Raw genomic sequence first — 14,589 nt, 5'->3', positions numbered from 1 at the left:
CGCGCGGCACCGTTTTCGCCGCTCGGTCATCCGTCGCGGGATTCCCACGAAGTGATGCTTCGTTGTCCGCCTGTCGCGCGCGGCAGCGTTCGCGGCGTTCGCTTTTACCGGTCGCGGGCGGCGGCGTCGATCCGGCCGCGAACCGGCATTCACGCGTCGCCGCACGCCATGGCGACGCGCGATCGGCACATCCGGCCGGCGCGCGTGAGGCATGCGCATTTGTGCGCGGACGCGCGGGCGCGCGTTTCGCCGAGCGATCGGCGAGCGCATCGCCGTCCGTCCGAACGCGCGTTTGCCCGATCGCGGCGGCCCCGGCCGCCTTTCACGCGATCGCCCCCCGGCAAATTTTAGCCAGTTCGCACATTTGTCGCCTTGATCCCTTATCCTTCAATGTTTACGAAATCGTTACATCAAGTCATCAAATGGAGCACGGATGCCTCATGACGTCAGCCTGATTGCACTGCTCGCGGCCGGTTTCGGTCTCGCGATGATCCTCGGTTACCTCGCGTCGCTGCTGAAAATGCCGCCGCTCGTCGGCTATCTGCTCGCCGGCATCGTGATCGGTCCCGGTACGCCCGGCTTCGTCGGCGATCTCGCGCTCGCGCAGCAGCTCGCCGAGATCGGCGTGATGCTGCTGATGTTCGGCGTCGGCCTGCATTTCTCGCTTGGCGATCTGCTCGCGGTGCGCAAGATCGCGCTGCCCGGCGCGATCGTCCAGATCGCCGTCGCGACGGCGCTCGGCGGCGGGCTCGCGCTGCTGTGGGGCTGGAACGTCGGCGGCGCGCTCGTGTTCGGCCTCGCGCTGTCGGTCGCGAGCACGGTCGTGCTGCTGCGCGCGCTCGAAGGGCGCGGGCTCATCGAATCGGTCAACGGCCGGATCGCGGTCGGCTGGCTCGTCGTCGAGGATCTCGTGATGGTGCTCGTGCTCGTGCTGCTGCCGCCGCTCGCCGGGCTCCTCGGCGGCGGCGCGCCCGCGCACGGCGACGCGGCCGCCGCGCCGGCGGGCGGCAGCCTCTGGGGCGCGCTCGGCGTGACGCTGCTGAAGGTCGCCGCGTTCATCGCGCTGATGCTCATCGTCGGCAAGCGCGTGTTCCCTCGCATCCTGTGGCTCGTCGCGCGCACCGGCTCGCGCGAGCTGTTCACGCTGTGCATGATCGCGGCGGCGGTCGGCGTCGCGTTCGGCGCGGCGAAGCTGTTCGACGTGTCGTTCGCGCTCGGCGCGTTCTTCGCCGGGATGATGATGCGCGAGTCGGAGTTCAGCCGCCGCGCGGCCGACGAGACGCTGCCGCTGCGCGACGCGTTCTCGGTCCTCTTCTTCATCTCGGTCGGCATGCTGTTCGATCCGCGCGTGCTGATCGACGAGCCGCTGCACGTGCTCGAAGTCGCGGCGATCGTCGTCGTCGGCAAGACGCTCGCGGCCGTCGCGCTGGTGCTCGCGTTCCGCTATCCGCTCAACACCGCGCTCACGGTCGGCGCGGGCCTCGCGCAGATCGGCGAATTCTCGTTCATCCTCGCGAGCCTCGGGCTCGGGCTCGGGCTGTTGTCGGCCGAAGGGCAGAGCCTGATCCTCGCGGTCGCGCTCCTGTCGATCGCGCTCAACACGCTGCTGTTCGCGGCGATCGATCCGGCGCTCGCGTGGATCCGCAAGCACTCGGCGTTCGTGCGCCGGCTCGAGTCGCGCGACGATCCGCTCGCCGCGCTGCCGATGTCGACGCCGCAGACGCATCTGACGGGGCAGGTCGTGATCGTCGGCTACGGACGCGTCGGCACGCGAATCGCGCAGGCGCTCGACGCGCGCGGCATCGCGTACGTCGTCGTCGAGCAGAATCGGGAGACGGTCGAGAAGCTGCGCGCGGACGGCGTCGCGGCGGTGTCCGGCGACGCGATCGAGCCGATCGTGCTCGTGCAGGCGCATATCGCGCGCGCGGGGATGCTGGTCGTCACGCTGCCCGACGTGTTCGACGTGCGGCAGATCGTCGACATCGCGCGCACGCTGAATCCGGCAATCGAGATTGCGCTCTGCACGAACAGCGACGACGAGGCGGCGCTGCTCGCGAACGAAGGGATGGGCGACGTGTTCGTCGGCGAGACGGAACTCGCGCGCGGGATGACCGAGCACGTGCTTGCGCGCATGGGCGCGGATGCTGGGCAGGCGCGCTCGGCGGCCGCGCATTAAGCGCGGGCGGGACGGGAGGCGGGCGCTTGCGCTATAGCCACCAAGCGAGATTGCGGGCGCAGCGTTTTGCTCGCGGCGTTCGCGGCATTCGCGGCATGAACGCCTCGCTCCGGCGGGCGGATCGCTCGCCCGGATCGCCCGATCGGCGCAATCGCGACGGAATCGCCAGTTCGGCGTATCGAAGCCGCGCCGCGCCGCGTCCCGATCGTCGACGCGCGGATTCCGATCGACGTCGCGCGGCGCGGCGTCCGTCGCACCGCGCGCATCACGTGCATCGAACGGTCAATAGAACGACTCGAGCGTTAGCTCCTGCGCCATCACGCGATTGCCGGCGAGCAGTCCGCCGTCGACGGGCAGCATGACGCCCGTGATCGCGCGCGCCGCGTCCGACGACAGGAACAGCGCGGCGTTCGCGACGTCGTCGGGCGTCGCGAAGTCTTCGAGCGGATACCACTTCTTCAGTTGCTCGAACACCTGCGGGTTCTGCCGAACGCGCGCTTCCCACGCGGGCGTCTTCACGGTGCCGGGGCAGACGATGTTCGCGCGCACGCCGTCGCGCCCGTATTCGATTGCAAGCGACTTCGCATAACTGACGAGCCCCGCCTTCGCGGCGCTGTACGCCGGATGGCCGAGCGCGGCGACGCCGTTGACCGAGCCGACGATCGTGATCGCGCCGCGGCGGCGCGCGCGCATCCCGGCGAGCACCGCCTCGACGCTCACGTAGGTCGCGGTCAGGTTCGCGTCGAGATCCGCGCGCCACGACGCGCTCGTCGTCGTGCGCAGCGTCGCCGACGCGGCGGTGCCCGCATTCGCGACGAGCACGTCGACGGGCTCGTTCGCGAGCGCGGCCGCGAGGCGCTCGGCGTCGCCCAGATCGTCGACGACGGGCGCGACGGCCGCATCGCCGAGCGTATCGACGAAGGCGGCGAGGGCCGCACGGTCGCGGTCGAGCGCGAGCACGCGGTCGCCCGCGGCGAGAAAGCGGCGCACGAGCGCCTGCCCGATGCCGCCCGCGGCGCCCGTGATCAGCGTGGTGCGTGTCGTCATGCGTTCTCCTTCGGTTCGAAACGGGTGGCCGATGCTGCCGCCGCGCGCCGCGCGGCGGCGCTCACAGCCCGAGCTGCGCGCGCGCCGTCTTTTCGTTCGCGCGCGTGATCAGCGTGCCGGACGTCAGCACGAGCGGCGGCGGCGTCCGGTTCCGCGTGATCCACTCGACCATGTTGACCGACGTGTCGTAGCCGTGCTGCCGCGGGTTCAGCAGGATCGAGCCGTAAAAGCCCGTCGGCTTCGGCTTCGCGAACTCGTTCATCGCGACCTGGCTGCCATTGATGCCGACCGCGATCATGTCGTCGGCGCCGATTCCGCGACCTTCGCCCGCGCGCACCGCGCCGACCGTCGTGTCGTCGTTCGATCCGAACGCGACCCAGCGCCTGAAGTTCCGATGCTTGGTGAACGCGATGTTGGCCGCGTTGAACGCGCCTTCGGTGTCGGCCGTCATTTCGGGCGCGTCGACGACGTTCGCGACCGGGAAGCCGGCTTCCTTCAGCGCGTCGACGGCGCCCGTCGTGCGCTCGCGCGCGGTCGGCAACTGGTCGTACGCGAGCCGCAGCACGCCGACCTCGGCCGGATTCCAGCCGCGCCGCTTTGCCTCGGCGGCGATGGCGTCGCCGACCTGCCGGCCGATCTTGTACGCGGAGATGCCCATGTGCGGCACGTTCGGAAGCGGCGCGCCGCGGCCGTCGACGAGCTGGTCGTCGACCGACATCAGCTTCATTCCGTAGCGCCTGGTCTTCGCGGCGATGCCGGGGCCGAGCTTCACGTCGGGCGCGCAGATGATCACGCCTTGCGCCTTTTGCGCGGCGAGGCTGTCGAGCGCGGTCGACACTTTCTCGCCGCTCGGCGCGGCGATCTTCACGAGCGTGAAGTGCTTGTCTTTCGCCGCCTGCTCGGCGAAGCGCCATTCGTCCTGAAACCACGGGTCGTCGGGCTGCTTGACGACGAAGCCGATCTTTACCGGCGCCGCGCCTTCCGCATGCGCGGGGGCCGCCGCCGACAGGCTGGCGGCGACGCTCGCGCAGACGAGGGCGGCTTGGGGCCAGCGCAATCCCATAAGCGTCTCCTTCGTGCTCCGTTTCGATGGATGCGGCCTTGCGAGCCGCGGACGGCATGCATGTCGTGCGGGAAATTGTAGGCGGTGGGTAAGCGGGCTTTCAAATAATGCGAGGTGATCCTAAAGAATGGGATCGAGGTGGATGTGTGCGGGCGCAGCGCCCGCATCGCGGTGGCGGCGTCGCGTCATGCCTTCGTTTTCGCGGGCGCCCTCGCGCCGCTCGCCGCCGGCTTCTCGGCGGTAACGGGCGCGTCGGGCGGCACGCCGAGCAACTGCAGCGAGCCGCTCATCACCGACGAGAACACCGGTCCCGCGACCGTGCCGCCGTAGTAGCTTCTCGCACCCGGCTCGTCGATCATCACGGCGACGATGAGGCGCGGATTGCTCATCGGCGCCATTCCGGAGAAGAGCGCGCGGTACTTGCCCTTCGCGTACGACGCGCCGACCTGCTTGCGCGCGGTGCCCGTCTTGCCGCCGATCCGGTAGCCGTCGATGCGCGCGGCGCGCCCGGTGCCGCCCTGGCCGACCGCCATTTCCAGCATCGAGCGGATCGCGGCGGCCGTGGCGGGCGTCGTCACGCGATGGCCGCGGTGCGCGTCGACGGAGGACGGATCGGCGCGCGTTCTCAGCAGCGACACCGGATGCAGCATGCCGTCGCCCGCGTAGGCGGTATAGACCTGCGCGATCTGCAGCAGCGACGCCGAGAGGCCGTAGCCGTAGGCCATCGTCGCCTGCTCGATCGGCCGCCAGCGCTTGTACGGGCGCAGCCGCCCGGACGCGACGCCGGGGAACGTCAGTTCCGGCGCGCGGCCGATTCCGTATTCCTGGTACTTGTTCCAGATCGTCTCGGCGGGCAGGTTGAGCGCGAGCTTCGCGAGCGCGATGTTGCTCGACATCTGCAGCGCCTGCGCGACCGTGATCGCGCCGTGGTTCGACGTGTCGTGGATCACGTTCGGGCCGATCCGGTACGAGCCTGGCGACGTGTCGATGATCGTCTGCGGCCGTACCTTGCCCGCGTCGATCGACAGCGCGACGACGAGCGGCTTGATCGTCGAGCCGGGCTCGAACGTGTCGACCACCGCGCGGTTGCGCAACTGCTGGCCCGTCAGGCGCGCGCGGTCGTTCGGATCGAACGTCGGGTAGTTCGCGAGCGCGAGGATCTCGCCGTTCTGCGCGTCGAGCACAACGACGCTGCCCGCCTGCGCGTTGTTCGCGACGATCGCGGACTTGAGCTGCGCGTACGCGAGCTGCTGGATCCGGCGATCGATCGTCAGCTCGATCGTCGCGCCGTGCTGCGCGGGCACGAGCGGGCCGGTGTCGGAGATGATCCGGCCGAGCCGGTCGCGGATCACCTGGCGCTGGCCCGCGGTGCCGGACAGCCGCCCGTTCGCGGCGAGCTCGACGCCTTCCTGCCCCTGGTCCTCGACGTTCGTGAAGCCGACGACGTGCGCGGCCGATTCGCCTTCCGGATAGAAGCGCTTCGAATCGGCGACTTGCGTGACGCCGTCGACATCGAGCTTTTCGATGCGGGCGGCCGTTTCGGGATTGACCTGGCGCTTGAGCAGCACGAACGAACGGTCGCTCGTCAGGCGCCGCCGCACTTCGGCGAGCGGCAGGTCGAGCAGCTTCGCGAGCGGCGCGTACGCGACTTCGTCGACCTGTTTCGGATTTGCCCAGATTTCATAGGTCGTCAGGCTGACGGCGAGGAGCGCGCCGTTGCGATCGACGATGCTGCCGCGCATCGCGCCGAGCTCGATCGTGCGCTGATAGCGCTTCTGGCCCTGGCCCACGTAGAAATCCTGATTCGCGACCTGCACCCAGAACGCACGGGCGATCAGCGTGCCGAACGCGATGAACACGAGGATCACGATGAACTTCGAGCGCCACATCGGCAGGTTCGACGACAGCATCGGACTCTTCGCGACGGCGACGTAAGGATCGGACGACTTCGGTTTTTTCTTGAGGCGCATGGGCTCGCTATCGCTGGGCGGGATCGCGGATCGCGTCCCGAAAGTGGAATTGTAATGAATGAGTAATGATTTCGTCTGCTTTGGCCGCCAAATCGTTGAAAAGTCTGATAAATATTGAAGAAGTGCGCGGGCGGGGCGGAGGCGGCGAAGGACGCTCGGGGGCGCGCGAAGCGCGGCGCGCGCATCGGAAAACGGCGGTCGAGGAAGGGTTGTCGATCAGCGATCGCGGCGGATGCGATCGATGTTTCGGATGCGGGCGTCGCGGCGGATGTGGCCGACGCGAACGTCGATCGGCGGAACGTCGCGGAAGGAGGGTGGCGCGCGACGAGGCGCCGTGGCGTCGGCAGCGGTCAGGCGGTGCGGAAGCGCCGAGCGCGGCGCGCCGACATCGGCAAGCGGGAGGTGGTCAGCGGGGAACGGTTAGCGAAAAACGGTCAGCGGAAAACGATCAGCGGAAAACGGTTAGCGGAAAACGGTCAGCGGAAAACGATCAGCGGAAAACGATCAGCGGAAAACGATCAGCGGAAAACGGTTAGCGGAAAACGGTCAGCGGAAAACGATCAGCGGAAAACGATCAGCGGAAAACGGTCAGCGAAAAACGGTCAGCGAAAAACGGTTAGCGAAAAACGGTCAGCGCGAGCGCGCCGACGCGCGGATCGCGGGAGGGAATCGGCGATACGCCGATAAGCACGCGCGAACGACGGCAAGAAGCGGACGGCGACGGAGCGGGCGCGAAGCGGCCGGGCGACGCCCGGGAGCATCCCGGGCGGCCGCCGCCCCTCGTCGCCCGTATCACATCCGGATCAGGCCGGCAGCGCGAACTGCGCGACCGCCGAGCGCAGCGCGTCCGCCTGATCCTTCAGCGAATGCGCGGCGGCCGCGGCCTGCTCGACGAGCGCCGCGTTCTGCTGCGTGACCTGGTCCATCTCGCCGACCGCGCGATTCACCTGGTCGATGCCCGCGCTCTGTTCGCGCGACGCGTGACTGATTTCCTCGAGAATCTCGTTGACGCGCTTCACCGATTGGACAATCTCCGTCATCGTCGTGCCCGCGCGCGTGACGAGCGACGCGCCGTGCTCGACCGTCGTGTTCGATGTCTCGATCAACGACTTGATCTCCTTCGCCGCCGTCGCCGAGCGCTGCGCGAGGGTGCGCACCTCGCCCGCGACGACCGCGAAGCCGCGTCCCTGTTCGCCCGCGCGCGCCGCCTCGACCGCCGCATTGAGCGCGAGGATGTTGGTCTGGAATGCGATGCCGTCGATCACGCCGATGATGTCGCCGATCTTGCGCGACGCGTCGGTGATCTCGTCCATCGTTCGCACGACGTCGTCGACGACCGCGCTGCCGCGCGTCGCGACCTGCGCGGCCTCGTCGGCGAGCTCGGCCGCCTGCGACGCGCTGTCCGCGTTGTGCTTCACGTTCGACGTCATCTCGTCCATGCTCGACGCCGTCTGCACGAGGGCGGCCGCCTGCTGCTCGGTGCGCTGCGACAGGTCGGTGTTGCCGGCCGCGATCTCCGACGCGCCGACGTTGATGTTCTCGGTGCCGAGCCGCACGCGCGACACCATGTCGATGAGCGCCGCCTGCATTGTGTGCAGCGCGTGCAGGAGGCTCGCGCGGTCGCCGCGGCGGATGTCGACGTGCGCGGTCAGGTCGCCTTGCGCGATCCGCTGCGCGGTCTCGACGGCCGCCTCGAGATCGCCGCCGAGGCTGCCGCGCACGCTGCGCAGCACGAACACCATCAGGATCGTCGCCGCGATGCCGAGCACGGCCGTCATCGCGAGCCAGCGGCCGGTGCTCGCGAGCACGGCGGCCTGCAGGTCGTCCATGTACATGCCGGTCACGATGTACCAGTCCCACGGCGCGAAATGGCGGACGGCGCTTGTCTTGTCGATCGGCCTGTCGGCGCCCGGCTTCGGCCACATGTATTCGACGAAGCCGAGGCCGCCTTGCGCGTTGCCCGCCTTCACGATCTCGACGAACAGGTGCTTGCCGCCCGGATCGGTGAAGCCCGACACGTCCTTGCCGTTCAGCTCCGCCTTGATCGGGTGCATCACGACGACGGGCTTCGAGTCGTTGATCGACAGATAGCCGTCCTTGCCGTAGCGCATCGCGGCGATCGCTTCGAGCGCGGCGCGCTTCGCGTCGGCTTCGGGCATCGCGCTTTGCTGCGACAGCTTGTAGAAATGCTCGCTCACGCTGTATGCCTGCGCGGTCAGGTTCGCGAGCTGCTCGCGCCGGTCCGAGACCATCGACGTGCGGTTCTGCCATGCACCGGTCGCACCGATCAGCAGCAGACCGACCCAGAGGATGACGATCATCGACGTGAGCTTATGGTTCAGGGAGAGAGAGCGCATGGTCTTTAGTCGTGGAGCGGCTGAGGCATGGGGACGAATGCCTGTTTATCGGCGCGGAGGACCGCGGGCGCAGGCGGGTATTCCCTAGGTGCGGGCGGAACGCGGGGAAGCCCTGAGGGCGGTTTGACGGATGTCGCCCGGCATGCGGGCGTGGCCTATGTGGGCGGGCGGATGGGAGCAAGCCATCGGCCAGTTGCGCGGGCGACCGCGATTCGTCGGCCGGATGGACGATGCCGTCGTCGTTCGATCGATGGCGCGGCGATCGGCAATGCTTGTCGCGGCCGATGTCGGAGCATCGGGATCGACGCGCGCGGCATGCGGGGGCCATGCGGGGGCCATGCGGGGGCCATGCGGGCGGCCGGCGGATCGACCGAGTGAGACGAAACGCGCGAGGGCACGGCGGAAAAGCGCGACGGCAAGGCGTGCGAATCCGTCAGGCGCGGTCGATCACCGGATCGCGAGCCCGCAATCAAGCCGAATTCTGGCTCGCGGGCCTCGGCGGCATCCGTGCGCGCGTTCGCGTTGCGCCGGCCTACCGCCAGCGCGTCAAACCGGGTCCTTGCTTGGCGGCTCTTCCGGCTTCTGCGGATTCTCGTGATGGTGGTGGCCCGGCGACGGCGGCGCGAGCGCGTCTTCTTCGGGGTCGCGGGTGGGGTCGGCGGGCGGTTCCGGCAGCGGTGTCGTGTGATCGGTCATGGGAGTCGGCAATTTCGGTAAACGCAGGGACCGGCGCGGCACGCGCCGGGTCTCGTCTTCCGTTATAGGCAATCGGACGCGCGTTTGCCGGACGACGCGGCGTCAGCCGCGCGGCGGCGGGGCGAGCAGATCGGCGCGCGTGTCGACGTCGCGCAGCACGGCGGGATCGTCGACGTCGACGAGCGTGGGCGGGGCGGCCGCCAGCAGCGCGCGGGCGCCCGTGTCGCCGTCGAGCGCGGCGAGCGCGTCGTAATGGCGGCTCGAGAAACCGACCGGATGGCCGCGCTGCCCGCGATAGACGGGGGCGACGGTCGACGCGAGCTCGACGTCGAGCGCGCGCGCGACGGCCTCGATCGTCGACGGCGCGATCCACGGCATGTCCGCGAGCGCGACGATCCAGCCGGAGCTGTCGGCGCTCGCTCGCACGCCGGCCGCGAGGCTCGCGCCCATTCCGCGCTCGGCGTCGGGTGCGAACACGACCTGGCAGCCGGCGTCGTTGAGCAGATGCGCGAGCCTTTCCGCGCCGGGGCGCACGACCGCGATCACGTCGGGGAGCACGGCGGCGAGCCGTTGGGCGGCCGCGACGGCGATGGGCGTGCCGTCGGGCAGCTTCGCGAGCAGCTTGCTGTGCACGCCGTCGGGGTCGAAGCGGGTACCGAGGCCCGCGGCCAGCAGCACGCCGGTGGCGAGCGACGCATGAGTCATGGCGGTAAGCGGTGGCGAAGGTGCTGCGATTGTGCGGTGCGGCGTGCGCGGCGCGCAAGTTCGGGGAAGCCCTTTCGATTGAACGATGGCGGCGGAGGCGGGCCGTGAATGGCGTCGTCGTTCGCCGGGATGGCGGCCGTAGAGGCGAGTGTCGCGCGAGAAGTCGACGAAGGTTCGCGACATTTCGTCGATCCCGATCTGTGCCGCGGTCGTTACAATCGCCGCTTCGTCTACGTCTACGTCTTCGCTTTCGCGACCGGTCCGCTATCCATATGGACGCATCCACATCGCTTTCCGCGCACGCCGCGCTGCTGCTCATCGACCTGCAGAAAGGCGTCCACGATCCGAAGCTGGGACGCCGCAACAATCCGGACGCTGAGGCGTGCGCCGGGAAACTGCTTGATTTCTGGCGGAGAACCGGGCGTCCAATCGTGCACGTCCGACACATTCCCCGGTCGCCGGATTCGGGGTTCTGGCCGGGACAGCCCGGCGCGGAATTTCAGGACGCGTTCGCGCCGCTCGCGCACGAGCACATGATCGAGAAGAACGTCCCCGACGCGTTCGCGGCGACCGGGCTTACGACGCGCTGGCTGCACGAGTGGCCAATCGCGCAGGTCGTGATCGCGGGCGTGATCACGAACAATTCGGTCGAGTTGACCGCGCGCTCGGCGGGGAATCTCGGGTTCGAAACGAACGTCGCGGGCGACGCGTGCTTCACGTTCGACCAGCGCGTCGTGAATACACGATCATCCGGGAGTTCAAGAATGAGCGGTTCAGGGGGACCGCTGAGTGATAATGCGCGATCACGAACGGCACCGCCATCCTGCTATGCGCTGGTAGCCGTTCAGGCACTCGGCGGCCGACATTATCGCGACAGACGGCGAGGGGCCTGCCTTGGCGAGTCCGATGCGCGTGCCTGACCCGTCTGCGTCACGGGAATTCCGATTTGAGCATGAGTTGATCAATGCCTATGAGGACATCCTCGTGCGCTTCGGCTCCTGCGAATGGCTGCCGTCGTCGGATTGGCAGAGCGGTCGGCAGTTCGTTGAACGGGGCAATCTTTTCGTTCCGCCTCCGCCGGACGCGGTCGACGTGAGAGGTATGGAAGAGGATGTCGCAGAAATCGCTGGAAGCTCGTAGTTGCTGCAGTGGATTTCGTTTAGGGCGCCATTTTATAGTTCGACTGCGCTAATAAACGGGGCGTCAACGAAGCTAATTAACTCGATTTTTAAATCGTTGAAGAGTCGGCCAAAAATAAAATTCAAAGATAGGCCGACTGGCTGTTGGCGCGCCTCTTCCTTCCCGGTGGCCTGATCGCTGCATTATTTTTATTTTATCATTCACGATATTACTCCGGATTTTAAGTGATACACGAATCAGGGCGTATTTGCCGTTAATATTATTTTGTTTTTGATTGCGATTGGTTGGCTTGCATTAATCGCAATTTGTTTCGCTGGGCTATCAGTGCGGATCAGAGGATATTTGTAAGAGCGGTTGTTTGAATGGATATGTTGTTGCGCACCATGTTTGGCGCGTTGCGAATTGTCGCATTTGGTTAAATTGAGCGAGCGCTCTCGACAAATGGATCAGCGTCGAGTAATGGCCGGAACAAAGAAATCGAGAGGGCCATCAATTGCAAAGAAGCTATCTCCGTTTGTGGGCTCGTTCGACCAGTAGCGGAGAGGTTGTGGAGACAATTCCAACCACGGACTGTCACGGGCGTGAGCCGACCTGTGTCGGCGCTCAGAGCCTGTTTGAAAAATGAACCGGAGTGTGGCTTAAAGGGTTCACGTGGAAAACAGAACAGCGGGAACACCAGGCGAAGGTGGCGCGTAAGACGAAGCGTTACCCGAGTGACATGACCGAAGTTGAGTGGGCTGCCGTCAAGGGATTGCTGCCACGCGCGGCATCGCGCGGGCGACGTCGCGAGTGCGACTTGAGAGAGGTGGTCAACGCGTTCGCTATCTGGTGCGCGCGGGCGGTGGCTGGCGGATGCTGCCGAAGGATTTCCCGCCATGGCGGACAGTCTACTGGTGGTCTCGTCGGCTGATGCGGCGGTTCCTGTTTTGCACACTGCACGACGTGGTGGTGATGCTAGCCCGGGAACTGGCGGGCAGGCAGCATTGCCTGAGTGCCGGCGTCATCGACAGTCTGTCGGTAGGCGCCTTCGGCCAGCGAGCGTGGTTACGACGTCGGGAAAAGGTAGTTGGCTGCAGGCGGTATATCGCGGTGGATACCGATGGTCGGCCGCTGATGGTCAATCTCACGCCGGCCGACATTGCCGAGCGCCGGCCACCCATCCGACGCCACCGGCGAGCGAGCCGTGGGCGGCACACTGTTGATCGCGGCGAAACGGTAGGTCCGGCATGCAAGGAGCCGCCGTGTCGGACGAAAACCGGCACGGCGGATCGGACGAACCACCGGACGAGGCGCATTACACGAGGTTCGGCGCGCCCAACGCTTAGCCTTCCCCCATCAGAAATGGAAGCTGGCCCAGGAGGGAACCGGGCGTGGATCGCCGGAGGGCTGGGTGATGGCCGAGCAGATCAGGCCATTGCCGGGGCAGGCGCCGGCCGGTTCCGTCGTGCTGGTGCCGGCCCAACTGGCCGCGCCCTTTGTGACGGCGACGGCGGCGGAGCCGCCGCCGTCGAGTTCCAGCGCGGATTGCGCGCCGAACGCATTGAAGATGCCGGCCAGCTCGGCGCGCGTAATGCCTTTCCGGTATGAACCGCCCTCGAAGATCATCAGTTGATCCGTGCCTTTGAGGTAGGCAATCCCGATGCGCGTGGTGGCGCTCGTGCCGGCGTCGGGCTGATTCGCGGTCACGTCGTCGCGGGTGTAGAACGGGATCAGGGCCGTTCCGGAAAAGGCGACGAACTGCTGGCCGGACTTGATGAGGTTGTTGGCGTTGTCGACGATGGCCGTGGCGTTCTTGTCGCCAGCCACGAGGTTGTAGGTCACGTCGGTTCGTCCGGGCTGGGCGGAGCCGTCGGCAATGAAGAAGGCGTCGACGATCGAGCTCTTGCCGTTCTTGTCGAGGTACACCTTCGGCCCCGCGAAATACTTGTCGCCGGTGATTGCGTCGTTGCGCGTGGCCGTCACGGGGTGATTGTCGAAATAAATGCCAAGCGGGACAGAGCACTTGTTGGATTGCCAGGTGGTGCTCGATCCTTGGTCGCGCACGTCGAAATAATTGGCATTGAAGATCACCGAGGGCTTGCTCAAGGCGCCCCATGCCTCGACGGGCGTGTACAGTTCGGCCGTTTCCCGGGTGCCGTCGGAAGCGATGGCCTTCGGGTTGTCTTCGCATCGCTTCTCGGGGCCTTGGTGCAAGTCCGGCAGCAGTGCATAGGACAGGTTGACGTCGTTGCGCGAGTTCGACGCATTGTTCAGGACGACCAGCCAGCCGGGTTGCTTGAGCGCCTTGCCGGGTTCATTCTGCGGCGCGGACGGGATCGGGCTGTTCTCGTCGAACTGGTACACGACCAGTTTTCCTTTCGAGACGGCTTGCTTGACGGCGGCCAGGGTGTCGGCGTACTGATCGGCATGGGCGGTCGACAAGGCGCCGAACAGCGCGGCAGCACACAGAATTTTCGTCGAGATTCTGGGCGGATGTTGGTCGAGGGAGTGGTTCAACGGGGTCATGATTTTCTCCAGTAAGACATTGCATCGATCATTGGGCTTTCGGGATCGAAAATTCGATGTTCTTTGCCTTGACGACTGACGAGACGCTATCGCTCCAGTAGCCGCCATTGATTTGCCCGCTGAAGATGACTGTGTATTTCCCGGGAACTGGCGCGGGAACGCTGAAGTCGACGGAAACCGACGTGCCGTCGAAGTGCTGGCTGATCTGCTTCGAGGTGATCGTCGCGCCATCACGCTGAACCACGACGTCGCCAGTGATTTGCGAATCGTATTTGTTGTTGTACCAGGCGCTGCCCCATTTGTACTCGAAGCCCTTGGCCACGATGCTGATGTTCAGGTTGTTGCCGGAGGTGGATAGACAATTGGCGAAATAGGCGTATTGATACCCGTCGTCGGAATACGACGTGGTTTGGTCGCCGCATTGCACGCTCACGTCGCGCGTGGGTCGGGCCGGGGGGGCGGACGGTGAACTGCCCACCGGCTGGTCGGTCGGCGGCTGCTTGATTTTCGGGCTGGCCGGCGTGCCGGTTTCGGGGCTTTTCACCGCCCAGGCATTGCCTGAGGCGAGGCAGATGAGTATCGAGGTCAAGATCGACAATCGTGATTGCCGATGAATATTCGATCGAATCGTGCGATTCGTTGAGTAGGAATGCATAGTGTCGTTTTCTCTGGAAATATGGCGCGAATGTTTGGAATGGATCGCTCATGTCGTTTTCCGGATCGAATTACCTACTTCGAGTTGCCAATGGGTGGCTAGGGGAATGCGTCTTGGGTTCGATTGATCCGGGATTAACAAAGAGCAGGATCAAACTATCGCCGTTCGATGGCGAACGCATGACAGAAGCGGGCAAGGAAAATCGGGCGATGGCGATAACTGTTCACGAGAAATTCGTTTGGAAAGCGGAGCCGTAGCCGCGTAGCAGTTCAGCG

General features: G+C 66.2%; 11 protein-coding genes and 1 pseudogene. 4 read left to right on the top strand and 8 right to left on the bottom strand.

The window, feature by feature from the left end; translation table 11 throughout:
- Positions 1–433 precede the first annotated feature (433 nt).
- Entirely contained in the window at positions 434–2,176 is a 1,743-nt protein-coding gene (locus WS62_RS23760) for a cation:proton antiporter domain-containing protein (RefSeq protein ID WP_066576036.1), read from the top strand.
- A 282-nt stretch (positions 2,177–2,458) separates the two neighbouring features.
- On the opposite strand, the gene WS62_RS23755 is transcribed toward WS62_RS23760, so the two are convergent.
- From WS62_RS23755 to WS62_RS23745, 3 genes are all read right to left on the bottom strand, one after another.
- On the bottom strand, positions 2,459–3,223 hold the full coding sequence (locus WS62_RS23755) for an SDR family oxidoreductase (protein WP_066576034.1): 765 nt from the start codon (positions 3,221–3,223) through the stop codon (positions 2,459–2,461).
- Positions 3,224–3,284: 61 nt separating this feature from the next.
- A complete protein-coding gene (locus tag WS62_RS23750) occupies positions 3,285–4,286 on the bottom strand; it encodes an arabinose ABC transporter substrate-binding protein (RefSeq protein WP_066576032.1) in 1,002 nt (333 codons plus the stop codon).
- 185 nt (positions 4,287–4,471) lie between these two features.
- A complete protein-coding gene (locus WS62_RS23745) occupies positions 4,472–6,256 on the bottom strand; it encodes a peptidoglycan D,D-transpeptidase FtsI family protein (RefSeq protein WP_066576029.1) in 1,785 nt (594 codons plus the stop codon).
- Between the two features lie 114 nt (positions 6,257–6,370).
- Here WS62_RS23745 and WS62_RS37605 point away from each other — a divergent pair, with 114 nt between their 5' ends.
- Positions 6,371–6,943: a hypothetical protein gene (locus tag WS62_RS37605; RefSeq protein WP_197422911.1), complete on the top strand. Its 573-nt coding sequence runs from the start codon at positions 6,371–6,373 to the stop codon at positions 6,941–6,943.
- A gap of 116 nt (positions 6,944–7,059) precedes the next feature.
- Here WS62_RS37605 and WS62_RS23740 read toward each other — a convergent pair whose 3' ends face one another.
- From WS62_RS23740 to WS62_RS23735, 3 genes are all read right to left on the bottom strand, one after another.
- A complete protein-coding gene (locus WS62_RS23740) occupies positions 7,060–8,613 on the bottom strand; it encodes a methyl-accepting chemotaxis protein (protein ID WP_066576027.1) in 1,554 nt (517 codons plus the stop codon).
- Between the two features lie 546 nt (positions 8,614–9,159).
- Complete coding sequence (locus tag WS62_RS37600) at positions 9,160–9,309, bottom strand: hypothetical protein (RefSeq protein WP_010109053.1); 150 nt, start codon at positions 9,307–9,309, stop codon at positions 9,160–9,162.
- Between the two features lie 102 nt (positions 9,310–9,411).
- Positions 9,412–10,014, bottom strand: coding sequence for a nucleotidyltransferase family protein (locus tag WS62_RS23735; RefSeq protein ID WP_066576024.1), 603 nt, complete (start codon positions 10,012–10,014; stop codon positions 9,412–9,414).
- 272 nt (positions 10,015–10,286) lie between these two features.
- Here WS62_RS23735 and WS62_RS23730 point away from each other — a divergent pair, with 272 nt between their 5' ends.
- Positions 10,287–10,934, top strand: coding sequence for a cysteine hydrolase family protein (locus tag WS62_RS23730; RefSeq protein WP_082721234.1), 648 nt, complete (start codon positions 10,287–10,289; stop codon positions 10,932–10,934).
- Positions 10,935–11,785: 851 nt separating this feature from the next.
- Positions 11,786–12,300, top strand: a pseudogene (locus WS62_RS34730) (transposase); the annotation flags it as partial.
- 189 nt (positions 12,301–12,489) lie between these two features.
- Here the strand turns inward: WS62_RS34730 and WS62_RS23720 are convergent.
- Together WS62_RS23720 and WS62_RS37595 are read right to left on the bottom strand one after the other, a co-directional pair.
- On the bottom strand, positions 12,490–13,659 hold the full coding sequence (locus tag WS62_RS23720; RefSeq protein WP_197422910.1) for a phosphodiester glycosidase family protein: 1,170 nt from the start codon (positions 13,657–13,659) through the stop codon (positions 12,490–12,492).
- Positions 13,660–13,687: 28 nt separating this feature from the next.
- Positions 13,688–14,248, bottom strand: a complete 561-nt coding sequence (locus tag WS62_RS37595; protein WP_197422909.1) for a hypothetical protein — start codon at positions 14,246–14,248, stop codon at positions 13,688–13,690.
- Between the last annotated feature and the right edge of the window lie 341 nt (positions 14,249–14,589).

Source organism: Burkholderia sp. ABCPW 14, assembly GCF_001523835.1.
GTDB classification, from domain to species: domain Bacteria; phylum Pseudomonadota; class Gammaproteobacteria; order Burkholderiales; family Burkholderiaceae; genus Burkholderia; species Burkholderia mayonis.
This window is presented reverse-complemented; position numbering and strand designations above follow the sequence as displayed.

Bases quoted from the DNA above. Each gene is read 5' to 3' on its own strand.
- WS62_RS23760 (WP_066576036.1), top strand. From the start codon at position 434: ATGCCTCATGACGTCAGCCTGATTGCACTGCTCGCGGCCGGTTTCGGT.
- WS62_RS23755 (WP_066576034.1), bottom strand. From the start codon at position 3,223: ATGACGACACGCACCACGCTGATCACGGGCGCCGCGGGCGGCATCGGG.
- WS62_RS23750 (WP_066576032.1), bottom strand. From the start codon at position 4,286: ATGGGATTGCGCTGGCCCCAAGCCGCCCTCGTCTGCGCGAGCGTCGCC.
- WS62_RS23745 (WP_066576029.1), bottom strand. From the start codon at position 6,256: ATGCGCCTCAAGAAAAAACCGAAGTCGTCCGATCCTTACGTCGCCGTC.
- WS62_RS23740 (WP_066576027.1), bottom strand. From the start codon at position 8,613: ATGCGCTCTCTCTCCCTGAACCATAAGCTCACGTCGATGATCGTCATC.
- WS62_RS37600 (WP_010109053.1), bottom strand. From the start codon at position 9,309: ATGACCGATCACACGACACCGCTGCCGGAACCGCCCGCCGACCCCACC.
- WS62_RS23735 (WP_066576024.1), bottom strand. From the start codon at position 10,014: ATGACTCATGCGTCGCTCGCCACCGGCGTGCTGCTGGCCGCGGGCCTC.
- WS62_RS23730 (WP_082721234.1), top strand. From the start codon at position 10,287: ATGGACGCATCCACATCGCTTTCCGCGCACGCCGCGCTGCTGCTCATC.
- WS62_RS23720 (WP_197422910.1), bottom strand. From the start codon at position 13,659: ATGACCCCGTTGAACCACTCCCTCGACCAACATCCGCCCAGAATCTCG.